This is a genomic window from Variovorax saccharolyticus, from assembly GCF_030316765.1.
GTDB classification, from domain to species: domain Bacteria; phylum Pseudomonadota; class Gammaproteobacteria; order Burkholderiales; family Burkholderiaceae_C; genus Variovorax; species Variovorax saccharolyticus.
In genome coordinates, this window is sequence record NZ_JASZYT010000006.1 from 365,632 (window position 1) to 388,532 (window position 22,901).

The following is a 22,901-nucleotide window of genomic DNA, read 5'->3' on the forward strand; positions in this document are numbered from 1 at the left end:
GCGCAACCGGGCAACCCGGGGGCGAGCTCAGGCCCCCTGGTATTCGGGCTTGGGACCCAGTGAAGCCGCCAGTTCCTTGCGGTAGCGGTTGAGCTCCTGCACGGTCTTGAAGCTGCGGTTCATCAGCAGGCTCAGGTTGTGCAGGATGCGGTCGCCGACCTTGTTCTCCCAGACGGCGTCGAACTTGATCTGCTTGTCGAGCCAGTGCTCGAGCCAGTCGGGATCGGGCACGCGGCTCTGGATGGTGTCGTTCGGGAACAGCGCCTTGTTGACGTGCAGGTTGGTCGGATGCAGCGCCTGCGCGGTGCGGCGCGCGCTGGCCATCAGCACGCCGACCTTGGTGAAGGCCGAGCGAGCCTCGTCGCCGAACTTCTCCATTGCGCGCTTCATGTAGCGCAGGTAGGCGCCCCCATGGCGCGCCTCGTCCTGGCTCAGCGTGGTGTAGATGTGCTTGATGACCGGCTCGGTGTGCCACTCGGCGGCACGGCGATACCAGTGGTTCAGGCGGATCTCGCCGCAGAAATGCAGCATCAGGGTTTCGAGCGGCGGCGCCGGATCGAAGTCGAAGCGCACCTCGTGCAGTTCCTGCTCGGTCGGCGCATGCTGGGGGCTGAAGCGCTTGAGGTATTCCATCAGCACGAGCGAGTGCTTCTGCTCCTCGAAGAACCAGATCGACATGAAGGCCGAGAAGTCGCTGTCATGACGGTTGTCGCGCAGGAACATCTCGGTGGCCGGCAGTGCCGCCCATTCCGTGATCGCGTTCATCTTGATGGTCTGGGCCTGCTCGTCGGTGAGCCGGGTTGCGTCGAAAGACTGCCAAGGAATATCCTTGTCCATGTCCCAGCGGACAGATTCGAGTTGTCTGAAGAGTTCCGGATAGAGCATCAATGTCTTTCTTAAGCCGACGGATTTTAGTCGGCCGGCCCGACAAGCACGTGACAGGCGCGCGATGATGCGAATCCGCACGTCCAATCTCGGCGAATTCGAGATCCATTTCACTCGGGGAAGACAGCCATGCGAATACCCTTCGGATCTTTACTGCCTTTATGCGCCGCCGCGGCACTGGCGGCGGTCCTGCCGTTGCGGGCCGGCGCCCAGGCGGCCGCCGCGCCCGGCTGCCCGGCCATCCTGCAACACACTTTCCCCCGGCTCCAGGATGAAAAGCCGCAGTCCTTGTGCCAGTACGCGGGCAAGGTCGTGCTGGTGGTCAACACCGCGAGCTTCTGCGGCTTCACCCCCCAGTACAAGGGCCTCGAGGCACTCGACAGCAAATACCGGGCGCGCGGGCTCGTGGTGCTGGGCTTCCCGTCGAACGATTTCGCCCAAGAGGCCGGCTCGAACAAGGAAATCGCCGATTTCTGCGAAAGCACCTTCGGCGTCAAATTCCCGATGTTCGCGAAATCCTCGGTCCGGGGGCCCGATGCCAGTCCGCTCTTCAAGCAGCTGGCCCAAATCTCCGGGACCACGCCGAAATGGAATTTCTACAAGTACCTGATCGGCCGCGATGGCAAGGTCGTGGACTCCTATTCGAGCATGACCGCACCGGACGACCGCGCCTTCGTCCGGGAGATCGAGAAGCAGCTCGGCGCAGCGCCGGTGGCGGCGGCGAAGCCTTCTTTTGAAACACGTTCGAACTAGTCACAAACGCTTACTTCTCTCTGGGAACCGGCCCACCGACCTCGCGCTCATACCGATTCCGGGCGCGATGGCCCGGTCGGTTTTCATGTTGCGAGGTCTTCCGGGCGCCTGTCGTCTGGTTGAAATCCCGAGGCGATTCTTCTCCTCCTCCCTCCCTCCCTCCTTCGCGTCGGGGCGCCTCGTAACATTTTTATGCCTGCCTTCACGAACGGGCTTGGCTGCGCCGGCCTCGGGAAGCAAAAAGCCCCGCGTGCGGGGCTTTTTCATTGGGCCGCTGGGGGCTCGGTCAGGGCTTGGTATCGGCGAAGCTGGGGCGCAGCATGAGCTTGTCGAACAGCTTGGCCAGATTGGCGTGGTCGGCACGCCAGTCGATCTCGGGAAACCGGAAATCGAGCCAGCCCAGCACGCAGCCCACGGCGATGTCCGACAGGCTCAGATGGATGCCACTGCAGAAGGGCTTGTCGCCCAGGCCCTTGGCCATCGCCGCGATGCCGTTGTCGATCTTGCCGCGCTGGCGGTCCATCCAGGCCTGGCTGCGCTCGCTGTCCGCGCGGTGCACCCAGGTGGCCTCCATGCGCAGCAGCAGGCCGGCGTCCATCACGCCATCGGCCAGCGCCTCCCAGGTCTTGACCTCGGCGCGCTCACGGCTCTGCTGCGGGATGAGCTTGCCGACCGGCGACATCGTGTCGAGGTATTCGACGATCACGCGCGAGTCGAACATCGCCTCGCTGCCGTCCATGATCAGGCAGGGCACCTTGCCGAGCGGGTTGGAACTGGAAATCGTGGTATCGGCAGACCAGACGTCTTCGATCACGAACTGGTAATCGAGCCGCTTCTCGGCCATGACCACGCGCACCTTGCGCACGTACGGGCTGGCAGCGGATCCGATCAGTTTCATGCAGGCACTCCCCCATCAGGGTCATCGTTGTAGCGCTTTGATTCTAGGGGAATGCGCGTCACGGAATGCTGAGCGAAGCCCTGCGAAATTGCTTCGGCCCTGCCGCAACCTAAAATTCGCCCATGAGTTTCTCCACCGTCTCCGCCCTTTCCCCCCTCGACGGCCGTTATGCGGCCAAGCTCTCGACGCTGCGTCCGCTGATGAGCGAACAGGGCTACATGCACCGCCGCGTGCAGGTCGAGGTGGCATGGTTCATCGCCCTCTCGGATTGCGGCTTCGCCGAATTCAAGCCGCTCACGGGCGGCGCCCGCAAGTACCTGCTCGGCCTAGTCTCCAATTTTTCCGAGGCCGACGCGATCGCGATCAAGCAGATCGAGAAGACCACCAACCACGACGTGAAGGCGGTCGAATACTGGATCAAGTCGAAATTCGAGGCCCGGCCGGAACTGCTGGCAGCCTCCGAATTCGTCCACTTCGCCTGCACCAGCGAGGACATCAACAACACCAGCCACGCGCTGCAGATCCAGGCCGCCCGCGAGAAGGTCATGCTGCCGGCCATCGACGGCCTGATCGCCACCCTGCGCGACATGGCGGCCAAGTTCGCCGACGTCTCCATGCTCTCGCGCACCCACGGCCAGACCGCCAGCCCGACCACCGTGGGCAAGGAGCTGGCGAACGTCGCGGTGCGCCTGTCCAAGGCGCGCGAGCAGATCGCCGCGGTCCAGTTGCTGGGCAAGATGAACGGCGCGGTCGGCAACTACAACGCCCACCTGGCCGCCTGGCCCGAGTTCGACTGGGAAGGCTTCAGCCGCAAGGTGGTCGAGACGCCCGCGCCGCTGGGACTGGGCCTGAGCTTCCAGCCCTACAGCATCCAGATCGAGCCGCACGACTACATGGCCGAGCTGTTCGATGCCGTGGCGCGCGCCAACACCATCCTGGTCGATTTCTCGCGCGACATCTGGGGCTACGTCAGCCTGGGCTATTTCAAGCAGCGGCTGAAGCCGGGCGAGATCGGCTCCTCGACGATGCCACACAAGGTCAACCCGATCGACTTCGAGAACGCCGAAGGCAACCTGGGCCTGGCCAATGCGGTGCTGCGCCACCTGAGCGAAAAGCTGCCGATCAGCCGCTGGCAGCGCGACCTGACCGACAGCACCGTGCTGCGCAACATCGGCGTCGCTTTCGGCTACGCGACGCTGGCCTATGCCAGCCTGGCGACCGGCCTGGGCAAGCTCGAGCTCAACGAGGAAGCGCTGGCCGACGACCTCGATGCCGCCTGGGAAGTGCTGGCCGAGCCGATCCAGACCGTGATGCGCCGCTTCGGCGTGCAGGGCGCCTACGAGCAGCTCAAGGAAGTCACGCGCGGCAAGACCGTGACCGCCGAGGCGCTGCATGGGCTGATCCGCTCGCTCGAGATTCCGCAGGACGAGAAAGACCGCTTGCTGGCGATGACCCCAGCCAGCTACACCGGCAAGGCCGCCGAACTGGCCCGGCGGGCATGAGGGCCCCCACGTTCGGCACTTCGTGTCCTCGCTGCCCCCCGAGGGGGCTGATTCGCCTTGGGGCGGCCCGGCGGCGAATCGACGCCCCCACGCTCGGCACTTCGTGTCCTCGCTGCCCCCCGAGGGGGCTGATTCGCCTTGGGGCGGCCCGGCGGCGAATCTGATGGCACTCAAATCCACGATCTTCAAGGCCAGTCTCGCGGTCGCCGACATCGACCACAACTACTACGCCGACCACGCGCTGACGCTGGCGCGCCACCCGAGCGAGACCGACGAGCGGATGATGATCCGCCTGGTCGCGCTGGCACTCAACGCCCACAAGCTGCAGGATGTGTGCAACGGCGACGGCACGCTGGCCTTCGGCGCCGGCCTCTCGAACCCGGACGAGCCCGATGTCTGGCTGCGTGATTTCACCGGCCAGGTGAAGCTCTGGATCGAGGTCGGGCAACCCGAGGACAAGCCGGTGATCAAGGCCTGCGGCAAGGCCGACGACGTGATCGTCTACTGCTTCAACCACGCGGCCGAGATCTGGTGGCGCGGGATCGAGAACAAGCTGACCCGGCCGCAGAACCTCAGCGTGTTCAGGGTGCCGACCGCGGCCTCGCAGTCGTTGGCCGCCCTGGCCCAGCGCTCGATGCAGTTGCAGGCGACGATCCAGGAAGGCGCGCTGATGCTGGGCGACGGCAGCCGCAGCATCGACATCGAGCCGGTGCGGCTGCGCTGAAGGGCCGGCTACGGCATCGGCGCGCCGCAGCGCCAGCACTGCTCGAAACCGCCTTCGACCAGTTCGCCGCAAGCGCATGCCCAGCGGCGCTGCGGCCGGTGGCGCAGTTCATGAAGCAGGCGCTCGGCGAGCGCGAACTGGGCCTCGTCCTCGACCCAGATCTCGGGCAGGCACTGGTCGGGCGGCAGCTGCCCGGCCGCGGCCCCCAGGTACTCGCGCTGCACCGAGGCGTCGATGCCGTCGTCGCGCAGCATCTGCACCCACAGCGTCGCGATCGCGAGGTTCGGGGCTTGGGCCAGGCGCCGCATCGCGTTCAGCCGGCCGGATCGGGCGGCGTGTTCTCAGGCCGCACCTGGCTGGCCTCGCGGGCGCGCTCGGAATATTTGTTGAAGCGCCAGGCGCTGTCCTGCATCGTGATGCGGCGCCAGGTCGAGCGCTTCTCGGCCGGCGTCATGGCGGGCCAATGCTGCACTTCGTCGAAGCTGCGGCCGCAGCCCTTGCATTCGTCGTCGCCCTGGCTGGTCGAACAGATCGCGATGCAGGGCGTGTCGGGCGTGCTCTGGTACCAGGCCATCCAGGCAGCCCAGGCAGCGGCCGGGAAGCCGACTTCGTCGACCTCATCCTCGTGGTGGAACACCATCAGCGCGTAGACCTCGGCCAGCGCCCGCAGCTCGGGCGCCAAGGTGATGCCGTCGGGCGAAGGCTTGCGTTCGCGCCAGAAGTTGATGGCGGCCTCGATGTCGGTGATGTGAATGGCGGCCATTGAAGTGACGGAAAAATGCGAGCGGCGATCATAGTCCGGGCAATGTCCCGCAACGGTTGAAGGAATTGAGTGCTATGAAATTCGTAGCAAAAAACCCTTCCATGGCAATGGATTCCAGCGCATTTCTTTCAAGAGGCACTTCGATCCGGGTTGCAACGCAGCGGCCTCGATGCTCTAATTCCGCCACGAAGGGGAGTAGCTCCCGCTTGCTCTTAAGGAGTGGGTTCGCCAGGTCGTCAATACGAAGCACAACACTTCCGGCCTGTCGGGCAGCCGCGTGCTGTCATGCAAGACCTTCGATATAAGCCCTCGCGGGTTTGATCGAAGCGTTGCAAGCCCCCGAGACTCCGTTCTCTCATACGACGCCTCAACCGATCCACGCGAGCGGGAGTGAAACGAAAACAGAGAGGACTTCATGGAGCAATTTCTAACCCCCGAATTCTGGGTCGCCGTCGGTCAGATCATCATGATCGACATCCTGCTGGGCGGCGACAACGCGGTCGTGATCGCGCTGGCCTGCCGCAAGCTGCCACCCGCGCAACGCACCAAGGGGATCCTGTGGGGCACCGCCGGCGCGATCCTGCTGCGCGTGATCCTGATCTTCTTCGCGCTGACGCTGCTGGCGATCCCGTTCCTGAAACTGGCCGGTGCCATCCTGCTGCTGTGGATCGGCGTCAAGCTGCTGGCCCCCGAGCATGACGACGCCCATGGCAACATCGCCGCCAGCGACAAGCTCTGGGCCGCGGTCAAGACCGTCATCATTGCCGACCTGGTGATGAGCGTCGACAACGTCATCGCGATCGCAGGCGCGGCGCAAGGTGCCGGTGAAGGCCACCAGATGCCGCTCGTGGTGTTCGGCCTGCTGGTCAGCATCCCGATCATCGTCTGGGGCAGCCAGCTGGTGATCAAGCTGATGGACCGCTTCCCGATGATCATCACGCTGGGCGGCATGCTGCTGGGCTGGATCGCCGGCACGATGGCGGTGTCCGACCCGGCGGTGGCCAATGCGGCTGCCTGGACCTGGGTGCCCAAGATTCCGCAGAGCGACGTGGTGCGCTACGCGGCCGGCGTCATCGGTGCCCTGCTGGTGCTGGTGATCGGCAAGTGGGTGGCCTCGCGCCGTCCGAAGCCGAGCGAAGCGGTAACCGCCTGATTCCCCTGTTCCGTCGATGTCTCTGCTACTCCAACCGATCCAAGAAGGAGCCAACATGGAAAAGGTCATTCTCTACGTAGACGACGCCGCCTACGCGCGCGAGTTCCTCGCGCGGGCGCCAGCCGACGCAGGGAGCGCCGGCGTTCAACAGTGGGTGCTGGTGGCCTGCGCACCGCGCATGACCCACCGCATCAGCAAGTGGGTCAGCCACAGCGCACGCGAGAACTGGCGCGCCAAGTGGTTCTCCAAGGTGCAGGAGCAGTTGCTGCCGGTGCTGGAGCTGGGCGGGTCGCAGGTGACGCCGGTGCTGGCCAAGGGCCCGCTGACGGAGCTGACGAAGCGCCTGAAGATGGAGCACGGAACCGCGCGGGTGGTCGATGCCCGCCGGCCGAAGATCGGGGTCGACCTCGAGCCGGTGGCGCCCGACGTTCCGCCGGCCGGCCAGTCGGGATGGGCGCTGCCCGGCGCGGTGATCGGCATGGGCGCGCTGCTGGTGCTGGCCAACGAGCTGTCCGAGTAGCCGGGGCGCACCCGCCGGATGCGACTTCTGCTCAAGTGGCTGCTCAGCGCGCTCGCGCTGTTGGCGGTGGCCTACCTCTACAGCGGCGTGCAGGTCACGAGCTACACCTCGGCGCTGCTGGCCGCGGCCGTCATCGGCCTGCTCAACATGTTCGTGCGGCCCGTGCTGGTGGTGCTGACCTTGCCGGTCACCATCGTCACGCTGGGCCTGTTCCTGTTCGTGATCAACGCCCTGCTCTTCTGGGCCGCCTCCGGGCTGCTGTCGGGCTTCCATGTCGACAGCTTCTTTGCGGCGCTGCTCGGCTCGCTGATCTATTCACTGCTCGGCGTGCTGATCGAGTCCGCGCTCGGCGGGCTGTTCACCAAGCCGCGCTGATCGCCGGCCTCCGCCCTCCCCCTATCTCTGCTGTTGCCTCGCCTCGGCGGCCTGCTCCCTGAGCAGCGCGTCGATGGCGCGGGCGCGGGTGTCGACGATCGACGCCTCGTAGTGGTCGATCTGCACCGAGCCGGGCTTGCGGATCAGGTCCTGCGCCGCCTTGAAGCGGTCGCGCGCCGCCGCGAGGTCGAGCGTGGCGACGTTGGATTCGGCATCGGCGCGGATCGCGCTGACCGGCTCGTTGTTGGCACCGTACAGGTTGGCGAGCGTGCGCCAGGCGCTGGCGTCGCGCGGATGGGTGGCGACCCAGTCGCGCAGCGGCGGGATCATCGGCGCCGGGTTGTGGGTGGCGACCGCGGCCTGCGCCGCCAGCATCATCTCGGGCCGCTCCCTGGCCTTCGGGTTGAGCAGCGCCGCAGCGGCCGGCGCCGCGCCCGCCGCGAGTTCGATTTCGGCCGACAGCAGCCGGGCAAGGCGCGCCGAGGGCGGATCGCCAGCGGTGCGCGCGACCAGTTGCTGGACCAGCCCGCGGGCCGCCTTGAAGTCGCGCAGTTCGCTGGCCGACAGCGCGGCAGCATAGAGCATGCCGGCCTGCTGCGGCGGCGAGCCGCGCGCGAATTCGCTGCCGGCGGGCGCATCGGCCCATTGGCGCAGCACGTCGACGCCGGGACGCGTGAGCACGCGAGCGCGGGCGGCGATCATCGCGTGGTCCATCACCAGCGGCAGCGCGGCCGAGGTCCCGGGCTTGAACTGGAACCGGCCCTGCATGTCGGCGATCCGCTCGCTGTTGAGCGGGTGGCTGCGCAGGTAGGGATAAGAGCCGTTGTCGTTGAGCCTGGAGGCGTACTGCAGCTTCTCGAACATCGCCGCCGCGCCCTGCGGCGCGTAGCCGGCCTGGGTCATGACGCCGAAGCCGACGCGGTCGGCCTCGCGCTCCATGTCGCGCGAGAAGCTCAGCTGGTTCTGCATGAACATCGCCTGGCTGCCCATGATCATCGCCTGGCCGGCGTCGCCGCTGCGGCTCTTGGTGGCGGCGATCGCGCCCAGCACCAGCGCGGCCAGCATCAGTGGCATCTGCTGGCTCTGCTTGGTCATGATGCGGGCGATGTGGCGCTGCGTGACATGGGACAGCTCATGGCCGAGCACGGTGGCCAGTTCGTCCCGGCTGCCGACCGCCGCCACCAGCCCCAGGTTGAGCCCGAGGTAGCCCCCGGGCAGTGCGAAGGCATTGATGTTGCGGTCGCGCCCCAGCAGGATGGTCCAGGCGAAGCGCTCGTCGAGTTCGGGCGTGAGTTCGCCGCGCACGCGCGCCGCCGCGAGCAGGCGCTGCCAGATGTCCTGGACATACTCGACCAGCACCGGATCGTCGATGTAGTCGGGGTCGCGGTACAGCTCGCGGGCGATCTGGTCGCCCAGGTGGCGCTCGGCGCTGGCGGTCATCTCGCCGCCGTCGCCCATGCCGGGCAGCTGGGCCTGAGCGCGCAGCGGCAGCGCGATCTGCGCGGCGACCAGCAGCCCGGCGCACAGGCCGCGCAGCAGCCGCCCGGCGCGGTGCGGCGCGGGGGAAAGGGGTTGGGGGTCGATGGGCGTCATCAAGCGTGGCATTCCTGGTCCATGGCTCGGCCTCGTATGATGCTGCACTCCGCGGAACGTTCACAGATGAGTTCACTCACCCATTTCGATGCCCAGGGCCAGGCGCACATGGTCGACGTGGCGGCCAAGCCGGCGACCCACCGGGTGGCCGTGGCGACCGGCCGCATCGAGATGCTGGCCTCGACCCTGGCGCTGATCGAATCCGGCACCGCCAAGAAGGGCGACGTGCTCGGCATCGCCCGCATCGCCGGCATCCAGGCGGCCAAGAAGACCAGCGACCTGATCCCGTTGTGCCACCCGCTGGCGCTGACCCGCGTGGCGGTGGCCTTCGCGCTGGCCGACGGCGGCACGCCGCAGGTGGCCTGCACCGCCACGGTCGAGACCGTCGGGCCGACCGGCGTCGAGATGGAGGCGCTGACCGCCGTCCAGGTGGCGCTGCTGACCATCTACGACATGTGCAAGGCGGTCGACCGGGGCATGCGCATCACCGACGTCCACGTGCTGGAGAAGCACGGCGGAAAGTCGGGCAGCTGGGTGGCGGGCACCGCACCCTGACTAGCCTGAACGCTTGAGCCTGCGCATGAAACGCCGCTCCCACAGCTTGTCGGCGAAGAACTGAAGGGTCTTGCGCACACGTTGACGACCGTTGCGGGCGTCGTAGGGTGACCGGATGTCCGCGCCCAACTGCCTCGCCCGAACGCTGAGCAGCGTCTCGGAAACCACGCAGCGCAGCTTCATGCGCATGTCCGCGAAGTTCTCGGCGCTCAGCGGGCTGGCCTTGTACCAGCCGCCGCGCCACTTGAACTTGCGCTTGTTCTCTTCCATCTGCGTCGGATCGGCCACCATGAAGACCAGCCGCGTCTCGGCGTAGCCGGGGTCGACATGGTCGCGGAACAGCTTGCGGGCCGGCTCGAAGCTGTCGTGCACCAGCGAATCCAGGAACTCGTTCCCCGGGGACAGCGTGACCAGGCCCTTGCGCAGCGTGTTGTTCATCGCGAAGCCGTAGGTCACGATGTATTCGAGCTGCGGCCCCAGGGGAGTGTTGACCGAGCGCACATAGTCGTTGACCTCGCCCAGGATCCAGGGGCCCGCGTGCGTGCTGAGCCGCTCGATCTCCTGGCCGAATCGCGCCGCCCGCTGCGGGCTCCAGCCCTGGTGGCGGGCCACCGTGTCGTTCGTGAAGATCCAGACCTCGGGTTCCTCGCTGTGGGCCAGAACGGCCGCAACGCCTGCGTCCCAGCCGGAGAACTCGCGGTTCGAGTTGTCGCCCGGGATGACCCGTGCCGTCTCGAAGCCGAAGCCGGTGTAGGTCTCTTCGCCGTCCGTCCTGGCGTTGTCGACGATGACCAGGCCGACGCGGTCGCCGGGCCTCGCGAAGGCCTCGCGAAACCGGGCCAGCAGCTCGATCGAAGGCTCCCGGCGCGCGTTGCCGAACTCTAGGTGGACGAACGCGTAGTGGGTCATGTGCACAAAGGCGAAAGGGTCGGTTGCAGCGCAGCAATTACAGCATAACCGTGTTAAATGAGTCGTTTTGTAATACGCGAAAGCAGCCATCGCCTGGCTCGGGAAATGCGACTTAGTTGTCAACTGCAAAAAACTTTCACGCCCAGCGGTCGCATTCGGAGGACGGACGGAAGGCGTATGCGCAGTCAGCCCGTTTAGCATTTGCATACATTTAGAAACGAGTAGAACGTTGAGCAGAATGCCTCGCCATCCTCATCGCATAGCGAACGCCGACCAACAGGGCGGGTTTACCCTTATCGAAGTGCTGGTCGCTATCGTGGTGCTCTCGTTCGGCCTCTTGGGCATGGTGGGTCTGCAGGCAGCCTCGTTGCAGGCGAACAGGGACGCGCGCCTCCAGTCGTCGGCGACCGTGCTGGCGCGGGAGCTGGCTGAAATGATGAGGGGCAACAAGAACCAGGCGATGCTCGCGACCGCCAATCCCTATCTCGGGCAATTCACCAGTCCGCTGGCGCCCGAGACTCCCTCGTATTGCATGAAGGTCGGGTCCAGTTGCGCCACGCCGGCAGACGTTGCGACCGCCCAACTGACCGAATGGCTGGCGCGGGTTGATGCTGAACTGCCTGGTGCACAGGTGACCGTCTGCAACGACGCCACCCCGTTCAAGGCTTCCGACCACCTCCCCCAGTGGACCTGTACCGATGTCGCCACCGACCCTGTCGTGGTCAAGATCGGATGGACGCGCGCGGGGACCAAGACGGGAGAGAACGTGGACGGCAAGGTGAAGATGGACAGGGCAACCAGGCCTTCCGTGGTGCTGTCGGTCACCGCAGGGAGCGACCAATGACTTACCGTTGGCAACCCAGGCGTGGACGCCTCGATACGATTCAACGGCTTCGAGCCGCCCGTTCGCGCGGCCTGACGTTGATCGAATTGCTGGTCGCCATGCTGTTGGGGCTGATCGTCGTCATGGCCACCGTGGCGGCGCTCACGGTGGCGCGGCGCGGCTTCACGACGGTCGACGCGGCATCGCAACTGCGCGACAGCGGCCGCTTCGCCAGCGACCTGATCCAGCGAATCGGGGTCCAGGCCGGCTACCTGGACGTGGCTTTCGCGGCCGTGCAGCGCAAGACTGCGGGCAACCCGGCGCCGAACGTCAGTGGCTTCAACAATGCCACGGTGGATGCCGCGGATCCTTTGGGTTCCTCGATCGCGCGCAGCACTTCCGTGGTGGGTTATGGAAGCGACATCCTGATCCTGCGCTATCAGGCCAGCCAGCTGCATACCTTCTCGGACGACGCCACCCTGAAGTCCGTTTCGGATCAGACCATGATCGATTGCGCCGGGAACCCGGTGGCGACCGTGGCAGACCTCGACAGCGCCGACGCCCGCGACCAAAAGATGGCCAGCATCTTTCATGTGGACCTCAAGCAAGGCGAACCCACGCTGATGTGCACCTACCCCGATCCGGCCGTGCCGGGCAGCTTCAAGACCGCGTCGCTGGTGCAGGGCGTCGAACAGTTTCAGGTGCTGTACGGCGTCGATGGCGTCACGCCGGGCACGGCCCCGGCGAGCGGAGCGCCCCATCCGGACCTGCCGACGGCCTACCTGAGGGCAGACCAGATGGTGGTGTCGGGAGATGCGGCCGGCACCAACGCCAACTGGCGTCGCGTGCGCAGCGTACGCATCGGCATGGTGCTTCGCAGTGCACCTGGTGCCACCCAGATCAACGAGGCAACCGACCTCTATCCCTTTGGCGTCGCCAAGGACGCCGCCACCTCCGGCAATGTGGGCGGAGTCTTCAAGTCGACCGATGACAAAGGCAGCACCTTCACGACCCCCGTCGACAACCGGTTGCGGCAGGTCGTGACCTTAACCATCCATTTCCGCAATGACCAGAGCCTTTGACATTCGGCCCGCCCGCCCCGCGGCGCGCGTTCCGGCGGCCGCCCGGCGCGAGACCGGTGCTTCCCTGATCGTCGTCCTGCTGATTCTTGTCGTCGTCTCGATCCTGGGCGTCGGCGGTGCCCAGATCGCATCGATGGCGGAGCGCGGCGCACGCAATGACCGCGACATGCAGATCGCGTGGCAGGCGTCGGAGGCCGGCTTGATGGACGCCGAATTCGACATCGGCCCGGGTACCTCGAGCCGCCGGGCGGTGTTCGGCTCCGGCAAGAACGTCACGGCCTTCGTCCCGAATTGCGGCAGCGATGCGTCGAGCAAGAACAAAGGCCTCTGCACGCTGGCCGACACGGGCAAACCGGCCTGGCTGACGGTCGATTTCGTGACCGGGACGAACGTCGCTCAGTACGGCGACTACACGGGGCGCTCGTTTGCGTCCGGCAACAGTGGTCCGCAGCCCTTTCACAAACCGCGCTACATCATCGAGCCGATTCGCGACCCCGGCAATCGCGACCTCTCCGACACCAGCTACATCTATCGCGTGACTTCCATGGGCTTCGGACCCCGCGAAGACATTCAAGCCGTCAGCCAGACCATCTATCGGAACTGAATCGTGAGAAGTGCAATGAACAACAAACAAGCTCGCACTTCCGGTTCCGGATGGTCGGTCGGGCACATGCTGGAGACCGCCACCCATCCCCGGCTGTGGTCGGGCCGCCAGCGGGTGTTCGCGATGGTCGCGCTGCCGCTGGTCTCGCTCGCCGTGGCCATGAGCGCCATGAGCGATGGAGCGCCGAAGGCCTTCCAGTCCATCGCGCTGTCCAGCGATCCGCTCTATGCCGCCACCTCCGGCGACAAGCCGGCTCTTGCCCTGGCCCTCTCCGTCGAATTCCCGACCGTGGGTGCCCAGTACGTACGCGGGCCGCAGGACTCGACCGACGACACCTACAGCAACGCCAACGAATACTTGGGCTACTACGATGCCGAGGCTTGCTACACCTACGTCAACGCACCGACCGAAACACCTGCCACCGGACTGACCGCAGCGGACTACAAGCGCTTCAATCGCAGCGGCGCCGCGGTCAACCGGAAATGCGCTGACGCCTTCAGCGGCAACTTCCTCAACTGGGCGAGCAGTTCCGCCATCGACATGCTGCGGCTTGCGCTCTCGGGCGGCGACCGCTACATCGACACCACGAACCTCACCATCCTGCAGCGCGCCGTCATCCCCAATGGCGATCCGACCTGCATGTGGAACAGCACCAACTTCCCGGCCAAGCAGCTGCAGCGTGCCGGCGGGACCAGCGGTTCGGCCTTCTGGGGCGCGGTGCCGCAGGCGATGGCCACGGCCGCAGGTGCCAACGACATCTGGGTCGGGAACGCCTTGAACCGCATCTATTTCGGGACCGCACGCGGCGGCAGTTGCGGTGACAAGAGCAGCTACAGGCTGGGGGTCGCCACGACGGGGACCGGCATCGGTCCGGTCAATGCCTCGAGCACCAAGCCGGCAGACGCGAGCAATGATTGCGCGGGGGAGAACGGCACCTGCAGCTTCACCGGCATCAAGCAGGTCTGGTATGGGGCTGGCTCGAACTGGAAATACGCGATGGCCAGCGGCGGCGTCCAGTGCACCAATGCCATCTTCGGCGACCCGATCGTCGGCACCGCCAAGCGCTGCTATACGCGCGACTTCAACGATGGCTCATGGACACCGACCGGAAGCTCTGCGGGCCTGAACTCGGACGGATTCTTCTATTCCCGCGTGGAGGTCTGTCAGCGCACGACTGATGGCGAACTGATCGACGATCGCGACTACAAGCTGTGCACCAAGTACCCGAGCGGCAACTTCAAGCCGGGCGGCGTGGTGCAGAAGTACAGCGACCAACTGCGGCTGGCGGCCTTCGGCTACGCGATGGAGCAGACAGCGAGCTACGACAACGGCCGCTACGGCGGTGTGCTGCGCGCCCCCATGAAGTACGTGGGCACGAAGACCTTCGACATCAACGGTCAGGAGAACACGCCAACGGGCGGTAACCCGAAGGCTGAATGGAATGCCACCACGGGGGTCTATTTCGCCAACCCGGAGGGCGACACGACACAAGCGACACCGATCTCCGGCGTGATCAACTATCTCAACAAGTTCGGCCGCACCGGGCCGGTTCCGGGGCGCTACAAGAAGTACGACCCGGTCAGCGAGCTCTACTACGAAACATTGCGCTACCTGCAAGGCCTGCAGCCGAGTACCGATGCGATCAGCGGCCTGACGACCGACATGTACGACGGCTTCCCGATCTACACCACGTGGACCGATCCCTACGGCGACGGAAGATCTGCCACCGGCAAGTACGGTTGCCTGAAGAGCAACATCGTCGTGATCGGTGACATCAACACGCACGATGGCAGTCGCTTTCCCAGAGCGAGCGTCAGCACGAACATTCCCGATCTCGGCTACTGGACGTCCGTCGTGGGGGACTTCGAGCGAGGCACGGTGAGGAACTACACAGACGGGCAGGGCGCCACGCGCCAGACCGGCAATCCCAACACCGCCAATGGCAACCCCAGGAGCGATGCCATCATCGGCTATTCCTACTGGGCCCATACGCAGGACATCCGTGGCGCAGGCTGGACCGACCAGCCCACCAAGCAACGCCCCGGCCTGCGCGTGAAGACCTTCGTCTTCGACGTCAACGAGTATGGCGAGCAGAGCGTCGAGGCGACTCGGCGCAATCGCAACCAGTTCTTCACCGCGGCCAAGTACGGCGGCTTCGAAGCCGACCCCTCGAACAAAGAACAGGCCCCATTCAACACCTTCGGCAACCCCTTCAAGCGCCAGGATGAGACCGTCGACAACAACGTCTGGCAGGACTCGACTCGCCCCGGCGAGGCCAGCGCGTACTACATGCAAAGCAATGCGCGGGGCGTGCTGAATGCGTTCGAGAACATCTTCGGCCGCGCCTCCAGCAGTGCCCGCAGCATCGCCGGCGGCGCCATCCAGTCCAAGGCGCTGACGCGCGAGGGCACCACGATCTACCAGGGCGCGTTCGACACCTTCGACTGGAGCGGCGACCTGTTCGCCATTCCGATCTCGGTTGACGATGGCAACAACGTTTCCATCGGTTCCACGCCGACCTGGACGGCAGCGTCCAGACTCTCGGCGCTGCCGGACCCGGCCGCGACGCGGAACATCGTGGTTGGCAACGGGTCTGGAGCGGCCACCGTCGCGTCCAACTTCGTATGGACCAACGGCATCTCGAGCGCCTTGCAGACGGCGCTGAACAAGCCCTCTCCGACTGCGGCCGAGGATGGTTTCGGCCAGGCTCGCCTCAACTATCTCCGGGGCGCGCGCGACGACGACGGCGGCAAGTTCCGCAACCGGAGGGGAAAGCTGCTGGGCGACATCGTCAACTCGAGCGTGGTCTACTCCGGCCCTCCTTCCTCGGTGATCAGCTCTACAACCTACGCCGGATTCCAGAAGGACTATCTCGCCCGCACGCCGGCCGTGTTCGTCGGCGCGAACGACGGCATGCTGCACGCGTTCAACGCCACCACCGGCGACGAACTGTTCGGGTACATCCCGAGCTGGGTCGGCCCGCACCTGCCGGCCCTGACGAGTCCCGACTACATCCAGAATCACCGCAGCTATGTGGACGGCCCCCCCACGGTTGGCGAGGCCGAGGTTGGCAACGCCGGGACCAAGGCCGACTGGCGAACCGTGCTGGTCTCCGGCACGGGCGCTGGAGGCCGCGGGGTGTTCGCCCTGGACGTGACGGATCCGACGGCCTTCTCCGCATCGAAGGTGATGTGGGAGTTCACGACGGCCGACGACGTCGACATGGGCTTCGTGGTGGGTCAGCCACGCATCATCAAGCTGCGCACGAGTGCCGCGGCGGCGACGCCGACCTACAAGTGGTTCGCCGCGGTTGCCAGCGGAGTCAACAGCTTCCAGCCCGACGCCGCCGGCACTTTCAGCGACACCGGAAAACCCGCCTTGTTCCTGCTCGACCTGTCCAAGGCGGCAGGCGAAGCCTGGGTCCTGGGTACGAACTACTACAAGATCTCGATCCCCGTGGACGAAACGCTCGCCGCCACACGTTCGCCGGGCGTGCTGAACTTCCGCGAGGTGTTGAACGCGAACCGTGTCACCACGCAGATCTTCATGGGCGACCTCCACGGCCGCATGTGGAAACTTGATTTCCGCACCCACGGCAGCGGCGAATGGACCACCGAGAAGCTCTTCGGCTTTTACAGCGGCACGACACCGCTGCCGCTGTTCATCGCCAAGGACGGTTCAGGCAACCCTCAGCCGATCAGCATGGCCCCCACGCTGGTGGCCAGCGAAGCGCCCAGCGGCATCTATGTGGCGTTCGGGACCGGCAAGTACCTCGAAGCCGACGACCGCACATCGACGGCGCAGAACTCCTTCTACGTCGTGTACGACAATGCGACCACCACGCCCGACAGCTCCAGCCCCACCAGCATCATCAGCGGCCGGGCCCGCCTGAAGGCCGGATCCTTCGATTCGTCCACGGGCAATGTGAGCGTGGACCCCTTCGTCTGGGGCCGACCGACCACCGACACCGACGCGACACATCGCTCGGGCTGGTACATCGACTACCCGACCAATGGCGAGCGCCAGATCAGCAGCGCCACGCTGGTGGGCGACACCCTAATCTTCGGCAGCCTGATCCCGGGCGCGACCGGCGGAGTGAACACCTGCGGCGTGGCGGGCGGCAGCGGACGCGAGTACCGGCTCAACGTGGACACCGGCGACGGCCAGTCCAGGGTTTCGACGGTTGGCATCTTTGGGCAGCCCCTGGTGACCGAGCTGGAGTCGGCCAGCCTGATCACCAAGAGCGACAACACCGGCCGTCGCACTCGAACCATCAAGAGCACAGTCTTCAACCAGGGCTCGAGCGGCATCGGGATATCCACCACCCAGACGACCACGATCATCGCGGGCCGGCTGAGCTGGCGGCAGATAAACAATTACCAAGACCTGAAGAACGCCACACCATGAGCAGCACAAGAAGGCATCGAACCGGCGCGCGGGGGTTCACGCTGATCGAGTTGATGATCGTCGTTGCAGTCATCGCGATCCTCGCGGCGATTGCTTACCCCGCCTACACCGACTCAGTGGTCAAGGGCAAGCGCGCCCAGGCTCGAACCGCGCTGCTGGATCTCATGCAGCAGCAGGAGCGCTACATGACCCAGAACAACACGTATCTGAAGTTCGCGGCTTCGGCCGACGGAAGCGCCACCTTCAAAGTTTTTTCGGGCGACAACGACGCGAGTCCGGCCTATTGGTTGACGGCGGTCGAGTGCGAGAAAGCGGGCGGCGGCAATTTTGGCATGAACGAGTGCGTCAAGCTCGTCGCGACACCCACGCATACCGATGCCGCCGTAACGAGCTTGAGTCTGACGAGCAGCGGCGTGAAAGAGTGCACCGGCACTGCAGTCACGAACAACAATAAGAAGCTTTGCTGGCCATGAGCACAGATCGACGGATACCGCGTGAGCGCGGTTTCACTTTCATCGAGCTGATGACAGTCATCGCTATCGCCGCCGTTCTGCTTTTTGTGGCAACTCCAAGTTTCGTCACGTTTCAGCGCAACTCCGAACTCACATCGGCAACCAATTCTCTCGTGGGCGCCATGAACGCAGCCAGAGGCGAGGCAATGAAGCGCGGCATGAGCGCGATGGTGATCCCCAATACCGGCACCGATTGGGACAGCGGATGGACGGTGTTCGTGGATTCCGATCGCAGCAACAACTACGACGCCAACACGGACATCACTATCTACAAGCAAGACCCTCTGCCCACCTACTTCACCACGACGGGGAAGACAGGATCGGGGGATGCTGTCGAATACGTCATGTTTGACCCATCGGGCTATAGCAAGACAGTTGGCTCGGCCGCTTTTCAGTCATTGACGATGTCGCTAGCTCGCAATGACCTCTCAGCGAACGACAAGGCCGAGCAGACTCGGATTCTGGTGGTGGCCGTGACCGGACGAATCCGGGCCTGCAGGCCTTCGACGGATACGACCTGCGTTTCGACCGCGACCGAGTAGCTTCGGTGCGACAGCCGCCGTCAGGCACACACGCCTAGCGAAGAGCCCTCGCTGCATCGCAGGCAGCCGAGCGATCCCCCTTCAACGCGGCGGGCGGTCCTTAGAGCATGTCTCCACGTAGCCAATAGGTGGACATCATGGACCCGTTCAGCCCGCTGCTCACCAGCGTCAAGGCATGGCCCTGAAGGCGCGTGTCTCACCATGTGCACCGCACATGCGACATCGGTCGCCGTGATCGCGATGTCGCACGGCCTCGCGCCAATCGAGTGCGCCCGCTGGACAGTCGGCGCCGCTTCGTGCCGCTTGGCAACCCGGTAACCCGGTGGCTCCGGCGAAGTTGGGAAGTTGGTCGCACCGCCTGGCGAGGAGCCGCACTTCCTCGCTTTGCCACGTTGCCACTTCCGACCTTGCGCGCCGCTTTGCGCAGCGCCATCGCAGTGCATGGCTGGCATGCATCGTTCAGACATTCGCGATCAATTGAAGGACGTGACTCAAGACGGCATGTCCTCGCTCGCTTCACGGGCCGATCCGCGCTACGGTGCGCCCACTGGCAATGAACCTCGCGGCTTTGAATCCAACAATTGGAGAGGCTTTGGCTCGAAGCTGCCGAGCAGTTGGATGTTGCTCTGCACCACGTCGCGCAGGACGTTCCCCTTGGGCGTGGAGTGTTCAAGGTAGAGATTCCGGTCCGTCGATACCAGAAGTTGCATGCTGGGGTCGAAGCTGGAGATCAAGTTGTCAACTCCGACCGGCGAGAGCACTAAGTGCGATTTGAGTTCATGCAGTTTCCGATCGCCGTTCGCGCCGAGTTTTGAATCAGCCAGTGGTTTCTCACCTGGCCAAAGCATGGATTCAGGATCGTTAGAGGCGACGATGATTCCTTGCCCGCCTCGCACGTACAACCATACGTACTTGAACTCCGAGCGCACCGAACCCAGCACGTAGGTCAGGTCGATCGGGGTCATGTGGTGCAACTGAACCCATTGTTGAAGAACTCCCGCAGGATTGAGGCGTGTTTTCGCAAGGGCATAGAAGTCCTTGTTGTACAGGTTTGCGGCGCCAGCGAACCAGATGCTCGTGATTTCAATACTGATTAAGTCGAAACGGCGTGATTGCGTCAGGAGAAAGTTGCGGCCGTCAGTGTTGTACAAGGAGACGCCATCTCGCTTTGTGACATGGTGATTGATGTTCTCAAAATACCGATCCGCCAACGACACGATGTCTTTCGAGGTCTCGGCAACGTCGATAAGTGCGAAGTTGGCCTCGTGCAGGACTCGGGTCGTCATACCCGTGCCATAGCCAATTACTAGGGCGGTATCCCGGCGCGCGGTATGCAGCAGCGGAAAAAGAGCGAAAGACTCTTGCGCCACCATTTCGCCGCCGGTCGCATTGTTACCTTGAAATTTTCCATTGGTAAGAAGCGTCAAGATGCCGTTAGGAGCTTGCGTTACCGACGTCATTCCGCCTTCGACGCTCTCAGCGTGGTCGATCACTTTGCCCCAACCCTGAGGTGCAAAATAAACGTTGCTTCCAGTCGACAGGTCGTCGTAGTTCCACTGTTTTGGGAAAAACAGGAGAGCGACCACTGCCAGGACCACCGGAGACCAGCGCCAAGGCGCAGCGCGCATTGACCGAAACGAGCGCCATGAACCCTCGTTGCGCACCGTCAGCGCCAACGCTCCAAGCACCAGTGCGACGAGTGCGAGGATCAAGGAACTGTTGTTCGACCCGAAGGTCGGCAACAGCCAGAAACCTACGAGCAACACCCCCCCGATATTGCCTAGAGTATTCAGTCCGCTGGCCACGCCGAGGCCCCGTGCGCCCCCTTTTGGCGAAAGCCAGTCCGAAGCCAAGCTCATGGCGGCTGGATAACTCATCCCGATGAATAGAGCGACAGGCAGCATGGCAGTCGCACACACCATGGCCCTGATTGTCTCCCTCGCAGCGAAGTCAAATTGAACCGGGTAAATGCTGAAGCTCGCGAAGTACGACGGAATATCGTCCCAAATCTGCGCTGTCGCTGCGATCGTCAGTGCAATCCCACATTGGGACCACGCGACCAGATCGAGCCTCTCGAACCTGTCCATCAAACGTTCGCCACAATAAGATCCTAAGCCTAGGCCGGCAAGAAACATCGCGAGCATGAGGGCAAATGCGTAGACGCTATTACCCGCGACGACCGCCAACAGATGCATCGAATTGACTTCGAGCCCCAGCGTAATCGCACCACCCACGAGAAGAACGCAGAGCGCCGTCATTCCGACTCGCCGGCCCACCGGCACGACGCTCCCGGGGTCGATCGTTGATTGTTCGACTTGGGATTCAGGCAAGTTCGATCGCTTCATGCGATCGATCACGTACAAGGCGATCATCAAGCTCATCACAGCCGCGATGTACGTACCGCCGTTGCGGCCGACCGCCGGCAGCAGCCAATAGCCGGCGATGATGGAGCCCGCGGCTGCCCCCGCGACATTCGCTCCGTACAGAGGTGCAATCGCGCTGCGACTCGACACGCCGAGACTCCGCAGATGCTTGAACATCAACGGCATCGTCGCGCCCATGAGCGTCGTCGGAATACCCAGGCAAATGACCCCCAAGCCGACTCGAAGCGCACTCAGCCAAGCCGCATCGGGAGCGGTATCCAAGGTCAATTCGACATAGATCCACTGGATAAGCACGAACAGCTGCGGCGTGATCGCGGCATACAGACCGATTAGTGCCTCGCAATTGGCATACACCTTCAGCGGATGACGCGATCGATCGGCAAGATGGCCCCCGATCCAAGCCCCCAGTGCCATGCCACCCATATAGGTCGCGAGAACCGTGTAGCTAGCCAATGCCGTGCTGCCAAATGTGACTGCGAGTGCCTTGGCGTAGACCACTTCGTAAATCAGGCCCGCCAGGCCTGACATGACAAAGACCCCAATGATCCAAAAGGGAGCTCTCACGGGTCCGGCAAGCTCCGAATGTGGCAACTGCCCATCAAAACCGCGCAGTTGCGTGGCCGGCATGCGAATAAGTCCCCAGAACACTGTCCCCGCGATCAAAACGCTCCAAGCCGAGAGTGCGCGGACGAAGCCGAAGTTCAGCGACAGCCATTCCGGCGCCACGCGAAGCAACACGGTCCATGCAAGAAATGTTGCACCGGACAAGTAAATTGGCATTGCCACGGACGAAGATTCTCGAAGACGTGTCGGCCAAATTAGGGAAGTTCCCAGAAAGGCGGCGAAAGGCAACGCTACGATCAAATCAAGTACGTAGTGCTCACCAGTCGCAAGAGTGGCCCATGCGGTCGCAGCCACTAACAGCGAGGAGAAAAATATGGCAATTCTGTGTCGCAAGCCAATCGACAGCAACCAGATCAAAAGCGCGCCGGTCAGATGCATTGACGGCATACCGTTTCTGTAAGCCGGTGGAATGACGACCTGCGCGGCTGCAACCTCCAGCGCACCGGGCATCTGACCCGGAAACCGGCCATCGAAAAAGGCGTAATGCGGACCACTCAAGGGCAGCAGTGCGTACAAGAACCAGGCAGCAGCGAACGGAAGCACCAAAGCTCGCCAGACATTGAGCTTGGCTATTGCGTCTTTCCTGATCGCGAGTCCAACAATGGCAAAAAAAGCAACAATCAGAATTGCGTACGATGTCGTTGTAAAGGTCTGAAGAAGTGGCACCCCCTTTGAATTGACGGCTGCAGGCCAAATACCAAACCCGCCAAATGCGCCATCAATGCGATAGACAAAATAATCCCAGGTAGCCGGAAATATTATCCGATTTGTCGAAAGTGCCGCATTGGTAGAAATAGACAGCGCGCCCAGCAATACCGATATGCGCAAGTAAATGGCACCCCAGGACTCGGTGCCGCGTGTATTCGGACGCATCACATCAAATATCGAACTGCAAAGAACCAGCGCACCCAGCGGAGCCAACGAAACACACACTACGGACATCGCCGAATGTACGCCCTGCCCATTTTCGAATCCCATGAGGTACCCGCAAATGGCGAATCCAAGTCCGAGCGCCAGTCCGAGCCAGACAGGACGTGGGTTGGTTATTTTTCCGCCAATCCAGAGTACGGCTGCGGGCACTCCCGCAAATGATCCGATGAAGTTGATCCAGTCCAGCCAGCTCGACGATGGCACGAAAGCCAAGAAGGCAGGTCTGCCCGTGAGCAATAACTGCATGGTTTCCGCGCCCACAGCCATTGCCAGAGCGACGGTTCGCCAATGGCGAAGACCGACTGTCACGTCTTGGGTCATCTGATCTCGTTTCATTTTTCGGCCGGATTCTTGTTGACAGAG

General features: G+C 63.8%; 20 protein-coding genes. 13 read left to right on the plus strand and 7 right to left on the minus strand.

Annotated features, from left to right (window positions below):
• Positions 1–27: 27 nt before the first annotated feature.
• A complete protein-coding gene (locus QTI45_RS20225) occupies positions 28–885 on the minus strand; it encodes a ferritin family protein (protein WP_286371780.1) in 858 nt (285 codons plus the stop codon).
• Positions 886–1,014: 129 nt separating this feature from the next.
• Here QTI45_RS20225 and QTI45_RS20230 point away from each other — a divergent pair, with 129 nt between their 5' ends.
• On the plus strand, positions 1,015–1,638 hold the full coding sequence (locus QTI45_RS20230) for a glutathione peroxidase (RefSeq protein ID WP_286371781.1): 624 nt from the start codon (positions 1,015–1,017) through the stop codon (positions 1,636–1,638).
• 286 nt (positions 1,639–1,924) lie between these two features.
• On the opposite strand, the gene QTI45_RS20235 is transcribed toward QTI45_RS20230, so the two are convergent.
• Entirely contained in the window at positions 1,925–2,536 is a 612-nt protein-coding gene (locus QTI45_RS20235; protein WP_286371782.1) for a glutathione S-transferase N-terminal domain-containing protein, read from the minus strand.
• Positions 2,537–2,658: 122 nt separating this feature from the next.
• Here QTI45_RS20235 and purB point away from each other — a divergent pair, with 122 nt between their 5' ends.
• Positions 2,659–4,038 (plus strand): adenylosuccinate lyase, encoded by a 1,380-nt coding sequence (gene purB, locus QTI45_RS20240; protein ID WP_286655650.1) that lies wholly within the window; start codon positions 2,659–2,661, stop codon positions 4,036–4,038.
• A gap of 163 nt (positions 4,039–4,201) precedes the next feature.
• Positions 4,202–4,762, plus strand: coding sequence for a YaeQ family protein (locus tag QTI45_RS20245; protein ID WP_286655651.1), 561 nt, complete (start codon positions 4,202–4,204; stop codon positions 4,760–4,762).
• Between the two features lie 8 nt (positions 4,763–4,770).
• Here QTI45_RS20245 and QTI45_RS20250 read toward each other — a convergent pair whose 3' ends face one another.
• Together QTI45_RS20250 and QTI45_RS20255 are read right to left on the minus strand one after the other, a co-directional pair.
• A complete protein-coding gene (locus tag QTI45_RS20250; RefSeq protein WP_286371785.1) occupies positions 4,771–5,070 on the minus strand; it encodes a DUF2007 domain-containing protein in 300 nt (99 codons plus the stop codon).
• Positions 5,071–5,075: 5 nt separating this feature from the next.
• A complete protein-coding gene (locus QTI45_RS20255) occupies positions 5,076–5,525 on the minus strand; it encodes a DUF3717 domain-containing protein (protein ID WP_286655652.1) in 450 nt (149 codons plus the stop codon).
• A 415-nt stretch (positions 5,526–5,940) separates the two neighbouring features.
• On the opposite strand from QTI45_RS20255, the gene QTI45_RS20260 reads away from it, so the two are divergent.
• From QTI45_RS20260 to QTI45_RS20270, 3 genes are read left to right on the plus strand one after another with little or no spacing between them, the layout of a single operon-like run.
• Positions 5,941–6,678, plus strand: coding sequence for a TerC family protein (locus tag QTI45_RS20260; RefSeq protein ID WP_286371787.1), 738 nt, complete (start codon positions 5,941–5,943; stop codon positions 6,676–6,678).
• Positions 6,679–6,733: 55 nt separating this feature from the next.
• Complete coding sequence (locus tag QTI45_RS20265) at positions 6,734–7,198, plus strand: hypothetical protein (RefSeq protein WP_286371788.1); 465 nt, start codon at positions 6,734–6,736, stop codon at positions 7,196–7,198.
• Between the two features lie 18 nt (positions 7,199–7,216).
• The gene (locus tag QTI45_RS20270) at positions 7,217–7,573 is read left to right on the plus strand and encodes a phage holin family protein (protein ID WP_286371789.1); all 357 of its coding nucleotides are present in this window, start codon (positions 7,217–7,219) and stop codon (positions 7,571–7,573) included.
• A 21-nt stretch (positions 7,574–7,594) separates the two neighbouring features.
• Here the strand turns inward: QTI45_RS20270 and QTI45_RS20275 are convergent, their stop codons facing one another.
• Positions 7,595–9,166, minus strand: a complete 1,572-nt coding sequence (locus QTI45_RS20275) for a M48 family metalloprotease (RefSeq protein WP_286655653.1) — start codon at positions 9,164–9,166, stop codon at positions 7,595–7,597.
• Positions 9,167–9,232: 66 nt separating this feature from the next.
• On the opposite strand from QTI45_RS20275, the gene moaC reads away from it, so the two are divergent.
• A complete protein-coding gene (gene moaC / locus QTI45_RS20280; RefSeq protein ID WP_286655654.1) occupies positions 9,233–9,721 on the plus strand; it encodes a cyclic pyranopterin monophosphate synthase MoaC in 489 nt (162 codons plus the stop codon).
• On the opposite strand, the gene QTI45_RS20285 is transcribed toward moaC, so the two are convergent.
• On the minus strand, positions 9,722–10,630 hold the full coding sequence (locus QTI45_RS20285) for a hypothetical protein (RefSeq protein WP_286655655.1): 909 nt from the start codon (positions 10,628–10,630) through the stop codon (positions 9,722–9,724). It abuts the gene before it with no gap.
• Between the two features lie 238 nt (positions 10,631–10,868).
• Here QTI45_RS20285 and pilV point away from each other — a divergent pair, with 238 nt between their 5' ends.
• From pilV to QTI45_RS20315, 6 genes are read left to right on the plus strand one after another with little or no spacing between them, the layout of a single operon-like run.
• Entirely contained in the window at positions 10,869–11,474 is a 606-nt protein-coding gene (gene pilV, locus QTI45_RS20290) for a type IV pilus modification protein PilV (protein WP_286655718.1), read from the plus strand.
• Positions 11,471–12,535, plus strand: coding sequence for a PilW family protein (locus tag QTI45_RS20295; RefSeq protein ID WP_286655656.1), 1,065 nt, complete (start codon positions 11,471–11,473; stop codon positions 12,533–12,535). The genes pilV and QTI45_RS20295 overlap by 4 nt, the downstream gene beginning before the upstream one ends.
• On the plus strand, positions 12,519–13,139 hold the full coding sequence (locus tag QTI45_RS20300; protein ID WP_286655657.1) for a pilus assembly PilX family protein: 621 nt from the start codon (positions 12,519–12,521) through the stop codon (positions 13,137–13,139). The genes QTI45_RS20295 and QTI45_RS20300 overlap by 17 nt, the downstream gene beginning before the upstream one ends.
• Before the next feature lie 15 nt (positions 13,140–13,154).
• Positions 13,155–17,546, plus strand: coding sequence for a pilus assembly protein (locus tag QTI45_RS20305; RefSeq protein WP_286655658.1), 4,392 nt, complete (start codon positions 13,155–13,157; stop codon positions 17,544–17,546).
• Entirely contained in the window at positions 17,543–18,019 is a 477-nt protein-coding gene (locus tag QTI45_RS20310; protein WP_286655659.1) for a type IV pilin protein, read from the plus strand. The genes QTI45_RS20305 and QTI45_RS20310 overlap by 4 nt, the downstream gene beginning before the upstream one ends.
• Positions 18,016–18,600: a GspH/FimT family pseudopilin gene (locus QTI45_RS20315; RefSeq protein ID WP_286655660.1), complete on the plus strand. Its 585-nt coding sequence runs from the start codon at positions 18,016–18,018 to the stop codon at positions 18,598–18,600. Before QTI45_RS20310 ends, QTI45_RS20315 begins: the two co-directional genes overlap by 4 nt.
• A 533-nt stretch (positions 18,601–19,133) precedes the next feature.
• Here the strand turns inward: QTI45_RS20315 and QTI45_RS20320 are convergent.
• Positions 19,134–22,859 (minus strand): fused MFS/spermidine synthase, encoded by a 3,726-nt coding sequence (locus QTI45_RS20320; protein WP_286655661.1) that lies wholly within the window; start codon positions 22,857–22,859, stop codon positions 19,134–19,136.
• Positions 22,860–22,901: the final 42 nt, after the last annotated feature.